15 protein-coding genes and 1 riboswitch are annotated in these 15,898 nt (G+C 36.4%); of the genes, 7 read left to right on the top strand and 8 right to left on the bottom strand.

The features are described from left to right. Positions 1–18: 18 nt before the first annotated feature. The 3 genes from GTH25_RS10650 to pabB form a co-directional block, all read right to left on the bottom strand. A complete protein-coding gene (locus GTH25_RS10650; protein ID WP_075674068.1) occupies positions 19–1,380 on the bottom strand; it encodes an L-serine ammonia-lyase in 1,362 nt (453 codons plus the stop codon). A gap of 184 nt (positions 1,381–1,564) precedes the next feature. After that, the gene (locus tag GTH25_RS10645; protein WP_075674067.1) at positions 1,565–2,128 is read right to left on the bottom strand and encodes a CoA pyrophosphatase; all 564 of its coding nucleotides are present in this window, start codon (positions 2,126–2,128) and stop codon (positions 1,565–1,567) included. Continuing rightward, a complete protein-coding gene (pabB, locus tag GTH25_RS10640) occupies positions 2,115–3,500 on the bottom strand; it encodes an aminodeoxychorismate synthase component 1 (RefSeq protein WP_075674066.1) in 1,386 nt (461 codons plus the stop codon). The genes GTH25_RS10645 and pabB overlap by 14 nt, the downstream gene beginning before the upstream one ends. 112 nt (positions 3,501–3,612) lie before the next feature. On the opposite strand from pabB, the gene GTH25_RS10635 reads away from it, so the two are divergent. Beyond that, positions 3,613–3,795, top strand: a complete 183-nt coding sequence (locus GTH25_RS10635) for a YoaH family protein (RefSeq protein ID WP_069367593.1) — start codon at positions 3,613–3,615, stop codon at positions 3,793–3,795. A gap of 96 nt (positions 3,796–3,891) precedes the next feature. Then, positions 3,892–4,281, top strand: coding sequence for a protein YebF (gene yebF / locus GTH25_RS10630; RefSeq protein WP_075674065.1), 390 nt, complete (start codon positions 3,892–3,894; stop codon positions 4,279–4,281). A gap of 102 nt (positions 4,282–4,383) precedes the next feature. Here yebF and GTH25_RS10625 read toward each other — a convergent pair whose 3' ends face one another. Further along, positions 4,384–4,617, bottom strand: coding sequence for a DNA polymerase III subunit theta (locus GTH25_RS10625; RefSeq protein WP_075674064.1), 234 nt, complete (start codon positions 4,615–4,617; stop codon positions 4,384–4,386). Positions 4,618–5,956: 1,339 nt separating this feature from the next. Here GTH25_RS10625 and GTH25_RS10620 point away from each other — a divergent pair. Both GTH25_RS10620 and GTH25_RS10615 read left to right on the top strand, forming a co-directional pair. Continuing rightward, on the top strand, positions 5,957–7,429 hold the full coding sequence (locus GTH25_RS10620; RefSeq protein WP_075674063.1) for an alanine/glycine:cation symporter family protein: 1,473 nt from the start codon (positions 5,957–5,959) through the stop codon (positions 7,427–7,429). Between the two features lie 99 nt (positions 7,430–7,528). Then, the gene (locus tag GTH25_RS10615) at positions 7,529–8,368 is read left to right on the top strand and encodes an N-acetylmuramoyl-L-alanine amidase (RefSeq protein ID WP_075674062.1); all 840 of its coding nucleotides are present in this window, start codon (positions 7,529–7,531) and stop codon (positions 8,366–8,368) included. Positions 8,369–8,478: 110 nt separating this feature from the next. On the opposite strand, the gene brnQ is transcribed toward GTH25_RS10615, so the two are convergent. The 3 genes from brnQ to GTH25_RS10600 all read right to left on the bottom strand — a co-directional run bounded on the left by brnQ (position 8,479) and on the right by GTH25_RS10600 (position 11,448). Beyond that, positions 8,479–9,825, bottom strand: a complete 1,347-nt coding sequence (gene brnQ / locus GTH25_RS10610) for a branched-chain amino acid transport system II carrier protein (protein ID WP_159241983.1) — start codon at positions 9,823–9,825, stop codon at positions 8,479–8,481. 302 nt (positions 9,826–10,127) lie between these two features. After that, positions 10,128–10,934, bottom strand: a complete 807-nt coding sequence (gene yidA / locus GTH25_RS10605; RefSeq protein ID WP_075674060.1) for a sugar-phosphatase — start codon at positions 10,932–10,934, stop codon at positions 10,128–10,130. A gap of 127 nt (positions 10,935–11,061) precedes the next feature. After that, positions 11,062–11,448 carry a helix-turn-helix domain-containing protein gene (locus GTH25_RS10600; protein ID WP_006533085.1) on the bottom strand — a complete coding sequence of 129 codons (387 nt, stop codon included), beginning with the start codon at positions 11,446–11,448 and terminating at the stop codon, positions 11,062–11,064. 360 nt (positions 11,449–11,808) lie between these two features. On the opposite strand from GTH25_RS10600, the gene mgrB reads away from it, so the two are divergent. Together mgrB and GTH25_RS10590 are read left to right on the top strand one after the other, a co-directional pair. Further along, a complete protein-coding gene (gene mgrB, locus GTH25_RS19200) occupies positions 11,809–11,964 on the top strand; it encodes a PhoP/PhoQ regulatory lipoprotein MgrB (RefSeq protein ID WP_223672311.1) in 156 nt (51 codons plus the stop codon). Between the two features lie 149 nt (positions 11,965–12,113). Beyond that, positions 12,114–13,496: an amino acid permease gene (locus GTH25_RS10590; protein ID WP_159241984.1), complete on the top strand. Its 1,383-nt coding sequence runs from the start codon at positions 12,114–12,116 to the stop codon at positions 13,494–13,496. A 113-nt stretch (positions 13,497–13,609) separates the two neighbouring features. On the opposite strand, the gene pagP is transcribed toward GTH25_RS10590, so the two are convergent. Further along, complete coding sequence (pagP, locus tag GTH25_RS10585) at positions 13,610–14,245, bottom strand: lipid IV(A) palmitoyltransferase PagP (RefSeq protein ID WP_099660599.1); 636 nt, start codon at positions 14,243–14,245, stop codon at positions 13,610–13,612. 692 nt (positions 14,246–14,937) lie between these two features. Then, a riboswitch (TPP riboswitch) is annotated at positions 14,938–15,026 on the top strand. Between the two features lie 51 nt (positions 15,027–15,077). On the opposite strand from pagP, the gene thiD reads away from it, so the two are divergent. Continuing rightward, complete coding sequence (thiD, locus tag GTH25_RS10580) at positions 15,078–15,875, top strand: bifunctional hydroxymethylpyrimidine kinase/phosphomethylpyrimidine kinase (protein WP_075674057.1); 798 nt, start codon at positions 15,078–15,080, stop codon at positions 15,873–15,875. The last annotated feature ends 23 nt before the right edge of the window (positions 15,876–15,898 follow it).

Raw genomic sequence — 15,898 nt, 5'->3', positions numbered from 1 at the left:
TCGTCTAAATAATGTTAATTAGTCACACTGTACTTTGATTGCAAGACCACCGCGTGATGTTTCACGGTATTTAGCATTCATGTCTTTACCTGTCTCATACATGGTTTCAATGACTTTATCGAGAGAAACACGAGGTTCACTGGTACGACGGATTGCCATACGTGCAGCATTAACGGCTTTAACTGAAGCAATAGCATTGCGTTCAATACAAGGAACTTGAACTTGACCTGCAACTGGGTCACAAGTTAAACCAAGATTGTGTTCCATACCGATTTCAGCAGCAATACAGACTTGTTCAGGGCTTCCACCTAATAATTCAGCAAGACCCGCAGCCGCCATTGAACAAGCTACGCCAACTTCACCTTGGCAACCTACTTCAGCACCTGAAATAGAAGCATTCATTTTGTAAAGAATACCAATTGCACCAGATGCTAAGAAATAACGTAAGTAGGTTTCTTGTGTAACAGGTTCGATGCAACGATCGTAGTAAGCCAATACAGCAGGAACAATACCACATGCACCATTCGTTGGTGCTGTGACAACGCGGCCACCTGCTGCGTTTTCTTCATTAACTGCCAGTGCAAACATATTGATCAGATCAACGACTTTCATTGGATCGTTTGATAGGCTGTTGCTTGATGTTAATAAGCGATTTAATGCAGCTGCGCGGCGAGGTACACGTAATGGCCCCGGTAATACGCCTTCTGTATTTAAACCGTGTTCAATACACTCTTGCATTGTTTTATAAACATCAGCGAAATAAGCATTAATTTCTGCTTGAGTATGCAGATCTAGCTCATTTTTCATCATTAAGCTAGAAATGGATAAACCCGTTTCTTTACAGTGTTTTAATAACTCTTCTGCACTTGCATAAGGGTATGAAACTGGCTTGCTGTTTAATGTTGATTTACCGAAATTTTCTTCATCAACGATAAAACCACCACCAATAGAGTAGTAGGTTTTTCTATAGATTTCTTTGTCGCCAGCAAAAGCATGGATTGTCATACCGTTTTCATGTAATGACAGGTTGTCATTGCTGAAATGCATACTTTCTGCTGGGAATTCGACCACTTTTAGGCCGTTTGCTAATGCTAGCTTACCAGTTTCTTCAACTTCACGAATAAAACCGGGAATGCTGTCAATATCGACAGTAGCTGGTGCATTACCTGCTAACCCCATAATAATTGCGATATCAGTATGGTGACCTTTGCCTGTCAAAGACAAGGAGCCGTAAACATCAACAGCTACGCGAGTGACAGACGCAATCAATTCCTGGCTGACTAAATCATCGACAAATTCTTTACCCGCTTTCATTGGCCCTACGGTGTGAGAGCTAGATGGTCCGATGCCCACTTTAAACATGTCGAAAACGCTAATCACGTCAGACTCCTTAATAATAAGAGAGAGGGTTAAAAAGAATAAAATATAGTTATTTATAGTAAAGGGATCGTTTTTACGATTATATCGTCCCGTTAATGATGTAGTTTACAACATTTTTTTAAAATAGCTAAGTAGAGTTGTGAAGGCGGTGATAAAAAGCACAGGTTGAATATAAAATAGTGCATTAAGTGATATGCAGAGCGAGTCTATGTAAAATAGCAGCGGTTAATCCCCAAACAAGATGTCCATTATAAGGATAAAAGTAGATACGATGATTTTCACCAGCACGATGAAAATCTAATGGCTGATAATGTTGGGCATTAAGTACATGGCTTAGTGGCATTTCAAAGATAGAGGCGACTTCAGCAGGATTATGGCGTAATGGTAAACCCGCAGGAATAACACCCACAATTGGGGTGACTAAATATCCGCTAGAACTTTGTAAAGGGGCTAACTGACCAATAACGGATACAACATTGGGTGGAATAGCCACTTCTTCATGTGCTTCCCTTAATGCAGTTGCAATAAGGCTGCTATCTTCAGGGTCACGTTTACCGCCGGGTAACGCGACTTGCCCTGCATGAGAACGTAACGTTGATGCACGCTCAGTTAATAATAATGTTGGATTAGGTTTATTGATAATCGGCAGCAAGACAGCCGCCGATCTTTGGGCATGAAGAGGCTGATTTACCTTGTCATCAGGTAATGTGAGTTGAAAACGATTGATAAAAGTATCAATGGGTGTCATCGATAGTAGACTCATTTAATACAGTTAATATTTGCCCAAGTTTATCGAATGTTTCTTGGTACTCTTTTTCAGCAACGCTATCAGCAACAATACCACCACCTGCCCAGCAGTAAATTTTATTTTTTTCAGTCAATAAAGTGCGAATGCTGATATTAGTGTCCATTGTGCCACAAAAACTGATATAACCAATTGCACCACAGTATCCATGGCGACGATGAGGTTCAAGTTCTTCAATGATCTCCATCGCTCTGATTTTCGGTGCTCCAGTGATAGAACCACCGGGGAAAGCTGCTCTTAATAAATCAGTTGCTGCTAAATGAGAAGGTAACTGCGCTGTAATCGTACTGACCAAATGATGTACTGCAGGGAAGCGTTCAACAACAAATAACTCAGGCACTTTTACTGAGCCTGTGACTGCAACTTTACCAATATCATTACGCATCAAATCTACAATCATTAAGTTTTCAGCGCGATCTTTACGAGAGTTTGCCAATAACTGTGCTTGTTCATCATCTTCTTCTGGCAATGCTTTACGAGGTAGCGTTCCCTTTATTGGGCGTGTCTCTATTTTATTATCAGCTAAATGAATAAAGCGTTCAGGTGAAACACTAATCACAAAATTATTGGGTAAACACATAAAAGAAGAGAATGGCGCTTTATTAGCTTGATTCAATGTTAAGAATGCATTCCATTCACTACCAGTATAGTGTGCACAAAAACGTTGGGCTAAATTAACTTGATAGCAGTCACCCGAAAGTAAGTATTGATGAATTTTAGCAATTTTCTCGTTATATTCATCATTGCTAATGTTTGATTGCCAATCAGTTGTTAAAGCAAATGTGGTATCAAGTGATGTGGAAGCTTGGCTTTCTAACCACTGTAAGCGTTCATCAATATCGTGATAGCTAATTAAAGTGGCTTTTTTTAAATGGTGATCAACAATAAGTGCCCAATCATAAATACCAATCGCCATATCTGCGAAATTAAGTTCATTTTTCGCTATTTCAGGTAAAGTTTCAAAACGACGGCCTAAATCATAACTCCAAATACCTAAAGCGCCTCCCAAAAAAGGTAACGATTCATTATGCTCTGGGTGGAAATTGAATTGTTCTAACGTAGATTGAATAAGTGTAAAGGGATCTTTTTGAGATCGTTTCACCGCACCATTTTTTTCTTTAATGGTTGTTGTTTGTTTGCGCGTTTCCAAAGTTACAGCAGGATCGGAGACAACAATATCAAAACGGTTATGAGGATGTTCGGCAAAGCCAGAATGAAGTAAACTAGACCAAGGCAATGACGCAATAGGAGAAAATACCCGTAATGCTAGATCAGGGGTATAAGTTAATTCACGTTGTTGTAATTGCATATCCATCTTATGACCATATAAACAAAGTGTGTTGTATTATTCGCACATTAAATTGTAATCAAAAAGATTACATTCATGTAAATACAAAATAGACGTTAATAAAGATAAGAGTAACATTATGTTTCTAGGAATGCCTACATTAACACATGAAGAGCAACAAAAAGCAGTAGAAAAAATTCAATCTCTTATGGCTGAGGGAATGAGTAGCGGAGAGGCAATTCAGTTAGTCGCCCAAGAATTAAGAGAGAAACATACAACCCGTGAATCTGTTTCCATCGTATTTGATGATGAGAATGAATAAAACAATTTTTTAACAAATGTCACAATTGTGTTATTGACCATGTGCTATGCTTAATGAAAACACATCCTGTTTTAAAGGATATTTTCGGGAGGTTATATGAAATTAAGCAAGTTTATTGGTCAAACAGGGATACTTGGAGCAGGTCTTTTACTTGCTGTTTCTTTTGGAGCATCTGCAGAAAGTATCGAAAAGGTTAATAAAGATATTGTACGTTCTGCTCCCTTTGCGAGTTGCGTTAATTTAGATAATAATCAACTTGTTACAAGAGTAAAAAATGATTATCTACAAAATCGTTTACCTCGCTGGCAAGATGATAAAAATGCATTAGGATCAAAACCTGTTGCAAGTATTAATGCCAATGAAGTTATCAAGATGGATAATAACTATCAGATGGTATTGAATGTAAGAGGGGCGAGAACAGATCTTCGTTACAATGTTCAAGTCAATTGTGATGACAATACTATTACTTATGTTTCTCCTAAATAATAGATAGACGATAGTAAGTTTAGTTAATCTATTGAAAGAAAAAGAGATAAACCTTGGTTTATCTCTTTTTTTACCATTATCAAAATCACGGAGAGTGCTTGACTATTTTTTTACCTGTGGTTCATAAGGTAAACGAGAATAGTGTTGGCTTCTTGCGCGATAAAATACCAGCCTTTCTTGAAAGAAAGCATGAAAAGCTTGAGGCTGTTCTCTTAAAACAGCATCGGCTACAACGGGCATGTTATAGCGTTCTTTAAAAGCGACACCTGAAGCAGCTAAGCTTATATTTAGCTTATCTTTTTCTTCTTGTGTCAATTCTGAAAGGTTATAACCCATTATTTATCCCTCTGTAACGATGTAAGTAAGGTAAAAGAGCATGCTTATTAATGCAAGCAAATAAAGATATTAGTCATTAATGTGTAGTAAAAATGATGTACTTTATTTGGGTCGATTTTTAATCAAGGTTATTAAATATAACAATAAAATCTTATTCCTCTTTAATTGTTATACCACTTTGTAGGTAATTCAAATAAGGTTAATGATAAAACAAACATTTTTAATCCTTATTAAATGGGTTCTAAAATAGAGAAAAAAGCAGTTTATCCATGAAAAGAGTAAATAATATGAATATTTAATTTGACTTAGATCAATGAAAAGAATGAGAGATTTTGCATTGAAAATAGGTAAATAATGTTAATTTATCAATTGGATGTTTCATATGTTTTCATTTTATATTGTTTGACAAAGAGTTACGGTAAGGTTATGAAATATTGGGATAAAAAAATGCCCTGTTGGGGAAACAGGGCGAAAATTAATACAACACCAGGGAAAAACATAGTATAAATAAAATTAACTAAATGGTTAATAGGTAAACTTACGTGATTCTACATTTTTTTATTAATATGAAATAAAGTATTATTAAATTTTAATTAATGTTCAAAGAAGAAGAGTGTTATTAATGAATAGCAAGTGAATAAAAAAGAGAAGAGAAACTAATCAACAGTATTCTTAAAAAATCTAAGATAACAAACCTTGTTAGAATTAATACGTTAGAGTCGTGTGATAAAATAAAGATGTAAAGTTTGTTTTTCATTTAATCCTAATATCTTATTAATATTAAAGCATTTTATTAATACGACAATATAAAATATTTATTGTTAATTGTTGTAAAAATCTTTATTTCTTAAATGTTAATTATCAAAATGTTAAATTAGATATTAAAAAACACTTTAATTAATGACTTTAGTAGTTCATTTAAATCTTATTTTAGATAAATGGAAAAGGTTATTAATTGATGTTTTTTTAATCTGTTTATTTTTTTCTAAAATGACTGATTAACTTAATGACTAAAGAGTTTACTTTACTTTTTCGAGTTAATAGAATAAATAATTATTTATCCTAATGATATGTATGGATTTTTTATTTTGCAATATTGTTTATTTTAGTTAACGAGATAATTAAAATAAAATAATAACATGTAAAAAAATAAACAAAAAATATACATGTCACACAATGTTGTGTTACATTTAGTTCGCTTTTCACACAGTAATCTTTGATATTACTTTAAGACAGATTTGATTCAGTAATTGACTCAATTACACGATATCTGTTTGCTTTTTTATTTCAATAGCGATGTAAGGATAGGTTATATACGTTATTATATAAGGGGATTAATTTGACAGGGCTAATAAACTTTGCGAATAACATTTTATGGGGATATGTTCTTATCTACTTACTTCTTGGAGTAGGTATTTACTTTACTATCCGTACTGGATTTATACAAATCCGACATTTTAGTCATATGTTCTCTATTTTAAAAAATAGCCACAAGTCAGATAAATCAGGGATCTCTTCTTTTCAGGCATTATGCACCAGTTTAGCTGCGCGTGTAGGTACTGGAAACTTGACGGGAGTCGCGATTGCTTTAACAGCAGGTGGCCCTGGCGCTATTTTTTGGATGTGGGTAGTTGCTTTAATAGGTATGGCGACATCATTAATAGAAAGTACGCTCGCGCAACTTTATAAAACAAAAGATGACGATGGTAATTACCGTGGTGGTCCTGCTTATTATATGACTAAAGGACTGAAAATGCGCTGGATGGGTGTTCTCTTTGCCATTTTCTTGATTATCGCCTTCGGTTTAGTTTTCAATGCTGTTCAAGCCAATTCTATTGCTCAAGCCACAGCTTCTGCCTTTAATTTTGATCCACTTTATGTGGGGATCTTTTTAGTACTAACCAGCGGATTTATTATCTTTGGTGGCCTGCGTTGGATTGCTCGAGTTGCTGAATTAGTTGTTCCTATTATGGCAATGGCTTATTTATTATTAGCTTTTTGGGTTGTTGCAGATCATATTGAGCGCTTACCTGAAGTTTTCATTTTAATTTTTAAAAGTGCCTTTGGATTACAGGAAGCCGCAGCGGGTGCAATTGCTTACGGTATTAGCCAAGCGATGACACAAGGCATTCAGCGCGGTTTATTTTCTAATGAAGCAGGTATGGGATCGGCACCTAACGCTGCAGCTTCAGCAACACCTTATCCACCACATCCAGCATCTCAAGGCTATATTCAAATGCTAGGTGTTTTTATGGATACCTTGGTTATTTGTAGTGCTACTGCGGTGATTATTTTATCATCAGGTGTACTCGATAGTTATCCGGAAGGCATTAACGGTATTCAATTAACACAATTGGCATTGTCATCGAGTGTGGGAGGTTGGGGGAGTACTTTTATTGCGATTGCCATTTTCTTCTTCGCTTTTACCTCTATTATTGCTAATTATGCTTATGCTGAGAGTAATATGATTTTCCTTGGTCGTAATCATACAACTGGGCTATTTCTTTTACGTTCAGCGGCTTTAGCTATGGTGATGTTTGGCGCTTTAGCGGATATGCCTCTTGTTTGGAAAATGGCCGATCTCTCAATGGGATTAATGGCAATGACTAATTTAATTGCAATCATCTTGCTTTCTGGTGTCGCCTTAAAATTAGTTAAAGATTATAACCAACAACGACAAGCTGGTTTACTGCCTACATTTGATATTCGCCAATATCCAGAGTTACAAGATGATATTGAAAAAGGGATTTGGGATGAAAATATTATTCCTGATGAGCCTTTAGTTCGATGTGAAAAAGTGGGCAATAACTAAAGTAATAATAAAAAAGTGTCAAAACACATAACCCATATTCTTTAATATGGGTTTTTTTATTACAATTTAACTTTGGGAACATTAAATCAAGGATCAGAAATGAGGTCTAGTCGGTATTACATAGGATTACTTATTGTAATAAGTCTCTTAACCAGTTGTGCCAAGCAATCAGAATTTATTGATAGAGGTGAATATATAGTTAAAGTTATTCCTAATAAGCAGGAAGCTAATGACTGTGTAAAATATCTGGTGATGCACTATACCGCGCTAGATGATGAACGCTCACTTAAAGTTCTTACTGGGGGGCGAGTCAGTAGTCATTATTTGATCCCTACACATCCTTCATCTATTGACGGAAAACCAGTGATAACTTCATTAGTGGATGAAAGACAAGTCGCATGGCATGCGGGCATTAGCCAGTGGGGAGATGCGACTAGCCTGAATAATTGCTCCATTGGAATTGAGATTGTCAATCTGGGTTACCGTGATAATGGTAAGTTTAGGTATTGGTATTCTTATACCGCAGATCAAATCGTGACTATGTCAGTAGTGATGAAAGATATTATTGAACGTTATGATATCGAGCCTCAAAATGTGTTAGGTCACAGCGATATTGCACCTCAAAGAAAAGCTGATCCGGGACCTTTATTCCCTTGGGAAAGATTAGCAAACCAAGGAATAGGTGCTTGGCCTGATAAGGAATTAGTGCAAACTTATTTAGCAGGTAGAGATCCTTCAGAGCCTGTTGATGTGGCAAATTTTCAAAAGTTATTACAGCAATATGGTTATCAAACACCAACAAATGGTGTGTTAGATAATAATGCACAAAAAGTCGTGAAGGCCTTCCAAATGCATTTTAGAGCAACGAAAGCGAATGGGATCCCTGATGCCCAATCAGAAGCGATTTTAAGGGCATTGATTGAAAAATACCGGACTTAAATTTTTCTGTGATAAATTAGACAAGAAAAAAGCGTCTCCAATATAAAATTTGGCAGACGCTTTTTTTATCAACTTACAATCAGTATTACAAATTAGGTGTTATCTGCTGATTATTTCGCTGTATTTTCTACTGGAAGATTTTCTTCTTTAAGGTTTAAGCTGACAATCAGCGAAATGACGAATGCAATCGCACCTGGTAATACCCAGCCTAAACCATAATCAGAAAGTGGAATGTAGCTAAATAATTGTAGTAAATCAGCATTTAACCACTTCAATTGTTTCAATGTGTCGAAAAGGCTCATTAAAACGATGATTGCAATGGTAAAGCGATAGGTAAAGCGAGGTGCTTTTAATTTATTACGAATAAATTGTAGCAATACCAAGGTGACTGATGTTGGATAAATCATTAATAACGCAGGAATAGTCACTCGTAATAATGTATCAAGACCAAATGTTGATACGATTGTGGTCATTAATGTAAATACCACAACCCAGAAACGATAACCTAAACGATGATGGAATGTCGCAAAGTAGTCTGCAGCGGCACTTGTTACACCCACAAGTGTTGTCATACTGGCTAACAAAACAATACCGCCCATCAACCAAGTCCCCACAGAGCCAAATAGTGCATCAACATAACGTGAGAAAATTTGACCTCCGTTAGTAGCATTGAGTGCAGGGTCAGCAAAGACTGAAACAGAGTGGCTTGTCGCACCTAAGTAGAAAAGACACAGATAAAGTGCAGCTAACAGTAAAACTGAAATCATGCCGGCTTTTACGGTAATAAATCCGATTTGGCGTGGTTCAGTAATGCCTTTGGTATATAAAGCACGAGCAACGATACCACCGAACGCCATAGCAGAAAGGACATCCATGGTTTGGTAGCCATCAATAAAGCCAGAGAAGAAACCATTAACAGCATAAAGACCTGTTGGCTCACCAATTGGGGAAATTGGTTTAGCCACAACAGCAATGCCGACAACCACCAGTAGGACTAACAGTGCCGGAGTCATAAACTTACCAATGGCGCTGATCATGGTGCCTTGTTTTAGCATGAAGAACATACTAGTGATATTGAAAATAAGTGCAAAAGTAAGGTGTGTTGCCGTATTTTTCTCAATAAGCCCTAAAGGTAAGAAACCCATCTCATAAGCGGTATTGGTGACACGAGGCATTGCAAAAGTAGAGCCTACGATAAGATATAGTGCTACCCAGAAAATAACGGCAACCCATGAAGGCAAATCAACAGAAAGACGCTCACCACGTCCACGAATTGCAACAATAACTAAGGTTAGGAAAGGGAGTAAGACACCAGTAACAAGGAAACCTAAAGATGTACTAAACCAGAGGTTTCCCGATTGAAAACCCGCCATAGGGGGAAAAATAATATTGCCGGCACCAAGGAAGAGTGCAAAAACCATCATTCCAAGAACGAGCATATCTTTTGTAGAAAGCATAACTTAAACTACCTGTCTGTGAAGAAAATATATAAATGATTTATATTTGTTATTCTACATCTAGCCTAATTAACAGCTTAATATGTTGTAAAAATGCAGTTTGAATAACGAAAAGTGAATTGATAGTAACAAATTCTGAAGGATATGTAAGAAGAAAGGCAGATTTAACGCTTATTTAACAGCAATTATAGAATAATAAAAGGCTATGTTTTTGGTCGAAAAGCAGTGTGATCCTCTGCTAGGGATCACAATTGCTATATAATTTTGTAGACATTCACGATAAAACACAAAAAAGATCGTGTTTAAATAAATTTATTGATAGCGACTGCAACACCGTGCTCTTCATTAGAAAGTGTGACGAATTTAGCGACTTTCTTCACTTCTTCAGGGGCATTTCCCATCGCAACACCTAAACCCGCATATTTCAGCATTGCTAAATCATTACCTTGATCACCAATACACATGATTTTTTCTGGTGTAATTTTTAAATGTTCAGCCACTTTTTGAACAGCACTCCCTTTATTGACATTGGTGTTCAACACTTCAATAAAATAAGGAGCACTACGTAATATGCTGTATTGTTCATAAATATTAGCAGGAAGATATTGAATGGCATTATCTAAAACGGCAGGCGCATCAACAATCATAAACTTACTAAAATGCATATCAGATTGCATTTCATTTAGTGGACGATAGTAAAGCGGTGTCCAAGATAAAAAGGCTTCTTGGCAGGTGAAATGGCTAATATGGCGATTAGTTGTATAAATTTTATTATCACTAATGACGTGAAAATGAACACCTATTTCGCGAGCGAGATTTTCAAAATAGAGGTAGTCTTCAAAATTGAGTAAATCCTGAATAATCACTTCACCATTATCAGCTTGATGGATTTGGCTACCATTATTGCTAATACAGTAACAATCAGAGGCATCAAGACCGAGTGTTTTTAAATAGGGAGAGATACCATTAAAAGAGCGTCCTGAAGCTAATACAATCTTAACTCCAGCCTCTTTTGCTCGCTGGACTGCTTGTTTTACTTCTGGCGTAATTTCGTGTTGTTTGTTGAGCAAGGTTCCATCTAAATCAATAGCGATAAGCTTAATACTCATTAGCATCCCCATATTAAATAAAAGCAATCATGATAAAGGAAGGGCGAAGCGGTCTATCATCACATAACTTGAGTATTATTTATGTGACATTAAAGGCTATCTGCATAATGCCACATAAATGGAAGGGTTAATCACAACAAGGTGATTGTAAATGTAAAGGCTGCTTGGTTTCTAAAACGATCTCTTGATTTTGCCGAAAATCGAAAGGCGTGATGCCATATTCTTTACGGAACATATAAGTAAAGTGAGATTGTGAACCAAAGCCGAAATCAAGGGCGATATCGAAGATAGAGCGCTCACTGGTGCGTAATAAATGAATAGCGCCAGCTAATCTACGCTGACGGATATACTTTCCTAAAGAGGTGCCCGTGACTTCTTTAAATATTTTCTGCATGTGCCAAAGAGAATATCCAGAATAAGCCGCCAACTCTTCAAGATGGATAACACGGCCTAAATGCTCCTCAATCCATTTACTTAGCGCGCAAACTAATGCGAGATGATTATCTTGTGGCATTACAGTTCCATTCTATCAATGAAGTTAAGGTAAAAATCAAAATTAACTCCCTAATCTTATACAAAAAATGGCAGACAGAGAAATCCATATTAATGGATAGCTATCTCTAATCGTTGGCAAAATGTGTACTTAGAATAATATAAGACCATTTTACATACAGTTTAGAGCGAAATAATGCAAATTATCTGAAGTCTGTCGAGGAAGCGTTTACCTTTCATAATGAAAGTTATGCTAAATTTACTCATAGAGATAATTGATTGCGGATTTTATAACAACAACTTCCTGTATTGTTATCGTATTTAAGCGAATGCTTATAATGTGATAAGTCATACTAACAAAATGTATTTAAAGGATTTTAAATTGAACGCAAAGAAAATAATTATTAGCTTAATTATTGCATTAGCCATTACCTTTGGCCTCTATCTTGTGGCTTTAGATAATTTTTGCGATCGTGGAGAGGATTTCCAACAAGGTCTTTGTCGCTTTACCACATTATTCCCTTCTAGACATCACTAAAAGATAGCTTTTCTTATTATTTTTCGCCTAGCATAAAATGTATTTGTTATTCAAGTCAGAATAGTGTTTTAATGGTGGCTTGAAATAAACAAAATCGTAAATATTAGTTTACACTTTAAGTTGCTAAAATAATAAAGAGAAGAGGATGTATGGCGAGAGAGTCGCAACAGACAGAACTTAAGCGCGGTCTGAAAAATCGACATATCCAGCTGATTGCGCTGGGTGGTGCTGTCGGCGCTGGTCTGTTTCTTGGTATAGCGCAAACAATTAATATGACAGGTCCATCAGTTATCTTAGGATATGCAATTGGTGGTTTTATTGCGTTTATGATCATGCGCCAATTAGGCGAAATGGTTGCCGAAGAGCCAGTTGCGGGTTCGTTTAGTCACTTTGCTAATAAATATTGGAGCCCATTTGCAGGCTTCTTATCTGGTTGGAACTACTGGGTGATGTTTATTCTTGTCGGCATGGCAGAATTAACCGCAGCAGGCAAGTATATTAACTATTGGTTACCTGATATTCCTGTTTGGGTTTCCGTTGCTATCTTCTTTGTGGCAATCAACTTAATTAATCTGATTAATGTGAAAATGTATGGTGAAACAGAGTTCTGGTTTGCCATTATTAAAGTATTAGCGATTGTCGGGATGATTTTGTTTGGAAGCTACTTATTGGCAAGTGGTAATGGTGGTCCTCAAGCTTCTGTCAGCAATTTATGGGAGCTAGGCTTTTTCCCTCATGGTCTTACGGGCTTTATGTCTGCATTAGCCATTGTTATGTTCTCTTTTGGTGGACTTGAGCTGGTGGGGATCACCGCCGCTGAAGCTGAAAATCCAAAAGTCAGTATCCCGAAAGCGACTAACCAAGTTGTTTATCGTATTTTAATTTTCTATATCGGTTCGTTATTAGTGTTACTTTCACTTTATCCTTGGACTCAAGTTGTTAAAGGTGAAAGCCCATTCGTTCTGATTTTCCATAACTTGGATAACTTCTTAATCGCGAATATTTTAAATGCTGTGGTATTAACAGCTGCTCTGTCTGTATATAACAGTGGTGTTTATTCTAATAGTCGCATGCTTTATGGTTTGGCTAAACAAGGTAATGCGCCACATGTACTTTCTCGCATTAATAAACGCGGTGTGCCGGTTGTGTCGTTATTGTTATCTGCAATTGCCACTTCATTGGGTATTTTAGTTAATTACTTATTACCTGATCAGGCGTTAGAGCTATTAATGGCGTTGGTTGTTACTACGTTAGTGCTTAACTGGATTATGATCTGTTTGGCGAATTTAAAATTCAGAGCTGCGAAAACGAAAGAGGGTGTAGAGCCTTTCTTTAAAGCACTTTGGTATCCTTATGGTAACTATATCTGCCTTGCTTTCTTATGCATGATTTTAGTGATTATTTTATTTATGCCACAAGTGAATATTTCGGTGATTTTAATGCCATTCTGGATTGCATTCTTATGGGTTGGATTTAAGATTTCCCGTATGAAGAAAACACCTAATAGTACTCAAGCAAGCCAAGATATTTAAGTTATTACAGATTGATTTGAGCATTTGTTGAAATAAAAAAACGCATCTAAATGATGCGTTTTTTTATGTTCTATTTTTATTGAGTGTACTTATTCTGATAGCCACAATAAGGATCACTGCCAACGTAACCAAGCAAATAATACGTTACCGTTGTTATAAGTGCCGGGTACATAGGTTGCTTGTAGTGAAAGATGCCCGTAGCCGACAGAAACTAAAGGTAAAGGAAGTGGCATAGGAATATAGTTATATTCATGGCGAGCTGTAATGCTTAGCGTAAATCCAGCCCCCATACGAAACCCGTCTTTATCACCGGGATACCACATTTTTTCAAAACCATAGCCCATAATAGGCTGCACTCGATTATTTGAGTCCATAAATGCCATCGCATAAAGAGAGTGCCAATCACCATCATTATCGTAACGATATTTTCCCATACCAAAGCCCCAGGGGGTTTCGTTATAACGATCAGTTTTTTCTTTATCGTAAGTAAAACGGTTATGCCAAGTCCATACCGGTAAATAGTAATTATATTGGTCGTTATCCCAAGTTTGATTGATATTACGTTTAAATTTTCCCCAGTAGCTCTCGTTATTATTAGGTTGAGATGCGTTACTGGTGACTTGTTGGTTTTCTGTCGTAATAATCTGATGGGTATTTGTATTATTTTCAGAAGCGAAAGCCGAAGTGGTTAACGCAAGTGACAACAGCGTTGTGGCTAATACGCTAGGGTGAAAATAGGATGATGACATAATATAACTCCGAGTACGGCATAAACAGTGATTCTGGTGATGACAAATTAACATTACTAATAGTGTTATTTAACTGACAAATATTTAAGATAAGAGGTATCTGAAACTTTACTTCTTAAATAAAATCTTAAGGGATTAGAATCGGTTAAAAAGAAAATGAATAGATTTATTGTACTTATGAACGTAATTTTATCTGATATTAAATGCTGTTATTTTTTATGATAATGTATTGTTTTTAATAAAAAATTAAGTTTTTATTAGATTTTAAATAAATAACTAATAAATAAGGCCTGTAAGGTATAATTTAGGCTTAGTCATTTTCAACAGAAAAAATCCACAAAATATCTATTTTTATGACTTAATTGAAATATTGATATCAATTTGAGAAAAATTTAATATCAATAACATTAACTTATTAAAAGAGATAAATTTCCAGCAGGATAATAGGGTAACGAATAAAAATAGTTAAATAAAAAAAAAGAAAAACTCTTTGTTGGTTTATAAATCGTTTAAGTGGTGTAAGTTTTGTTTAGCTAAATGCCGATTTTTTGTGCAGAATATCCTAAAGTAAAAACGTGCGAATCATGTTTATTCATATGTTCTCAAAAAATAGATTACTTATTATTGAGATTAGCTATTAAACTAGCATCTTTATCTTGAGCGTGCGATACTCCTTATCGCCTGAATTTACAGGCTTTGGCTCGGGGCGCCTTATGGCTGAGATGAACCCGTATAACCTGATCTGGATAATGCCAGCGTAGGGAAGTCAAGGTAACTCTGCTGATTAACAGAGCCCGACTTTTCTGTAACTGGTGAAAGGAGGAGTTAATCAGTGAGATTCAATGCATTGTCTATCGCAGGCACCGATCCTAGTGGTGGTGCAGGTATTCAGGCTGATCTGAAAACATTTTCCGCACTGGGTGTTTATGGCACAACAGTAATGACAGCACTTGTTGCTCAAAATACCTGTGGTGTTCGTCGTGTCTATGATTTATCCCCCGATTTTGTTGCCGCTCAATTAGATGCTGTCTTGTCTGATGTTCGAATTGATAGTGCCAAAATTGGTATGCTCTCTAATGCCACGATTATTGATGTGGTTTGCGACAAACTTCAGCAATATGCCATTCCTTTTGTTGTGCTTGATACTGTAATGATTGCAAAAAGTGGTGATCCGCTATTGCAGCCAGATGCGGTTAATAAAATGCTCAATCAGCTGTTACCTTTGGTTGATTTGATCACGCCCAATTTACCTGAAGCAGCAGCGCTGCTAGGTTGTGAAGTCGCTCAAGATGAAGTAACGATGAAGCAACAAGGTTATGCGTTACTAAAACAAGGATGCAAAGCGGTGTTGATGAAAGGGGGGCATTTAACTGAAAATGAAAGTCCTGATTGGTTATTTACCCAAGATGGCGAGTGGCGATTTACTTCAAAACGCGTTAATACGAAAAATACTCATGGTACAGGATGTACTCTTTCAGCCGCTTTAGCTGCTATTCGTCCTCAAGTCTCTGATTGGCAAACTTGTGTTGAACAAGCAAAAACCTATTTACAGCAAGCGTTAGAACATGCCGACAGTTTAGAGGTTGGACTAGGTTTTGGTCCGGTACACCATTTTCATCGCTGGTGGTAAGGCTACCTACAACAACATTAAAA

Origin of the sequence: Proteus terrae subsp. cibarius (genome assembly GCF_011045835.1) — a bacterium.
GTDB classification, from domain to species: Bacteria; Pseudomonadota; Gammaproteobacteria; order Enterobacterales; family Enterobacteriaceae; genus Proteus; species Proteus cibarius.
This window is presented reverse-complemented; position numbering and strand designations above follow the sequence as displayed.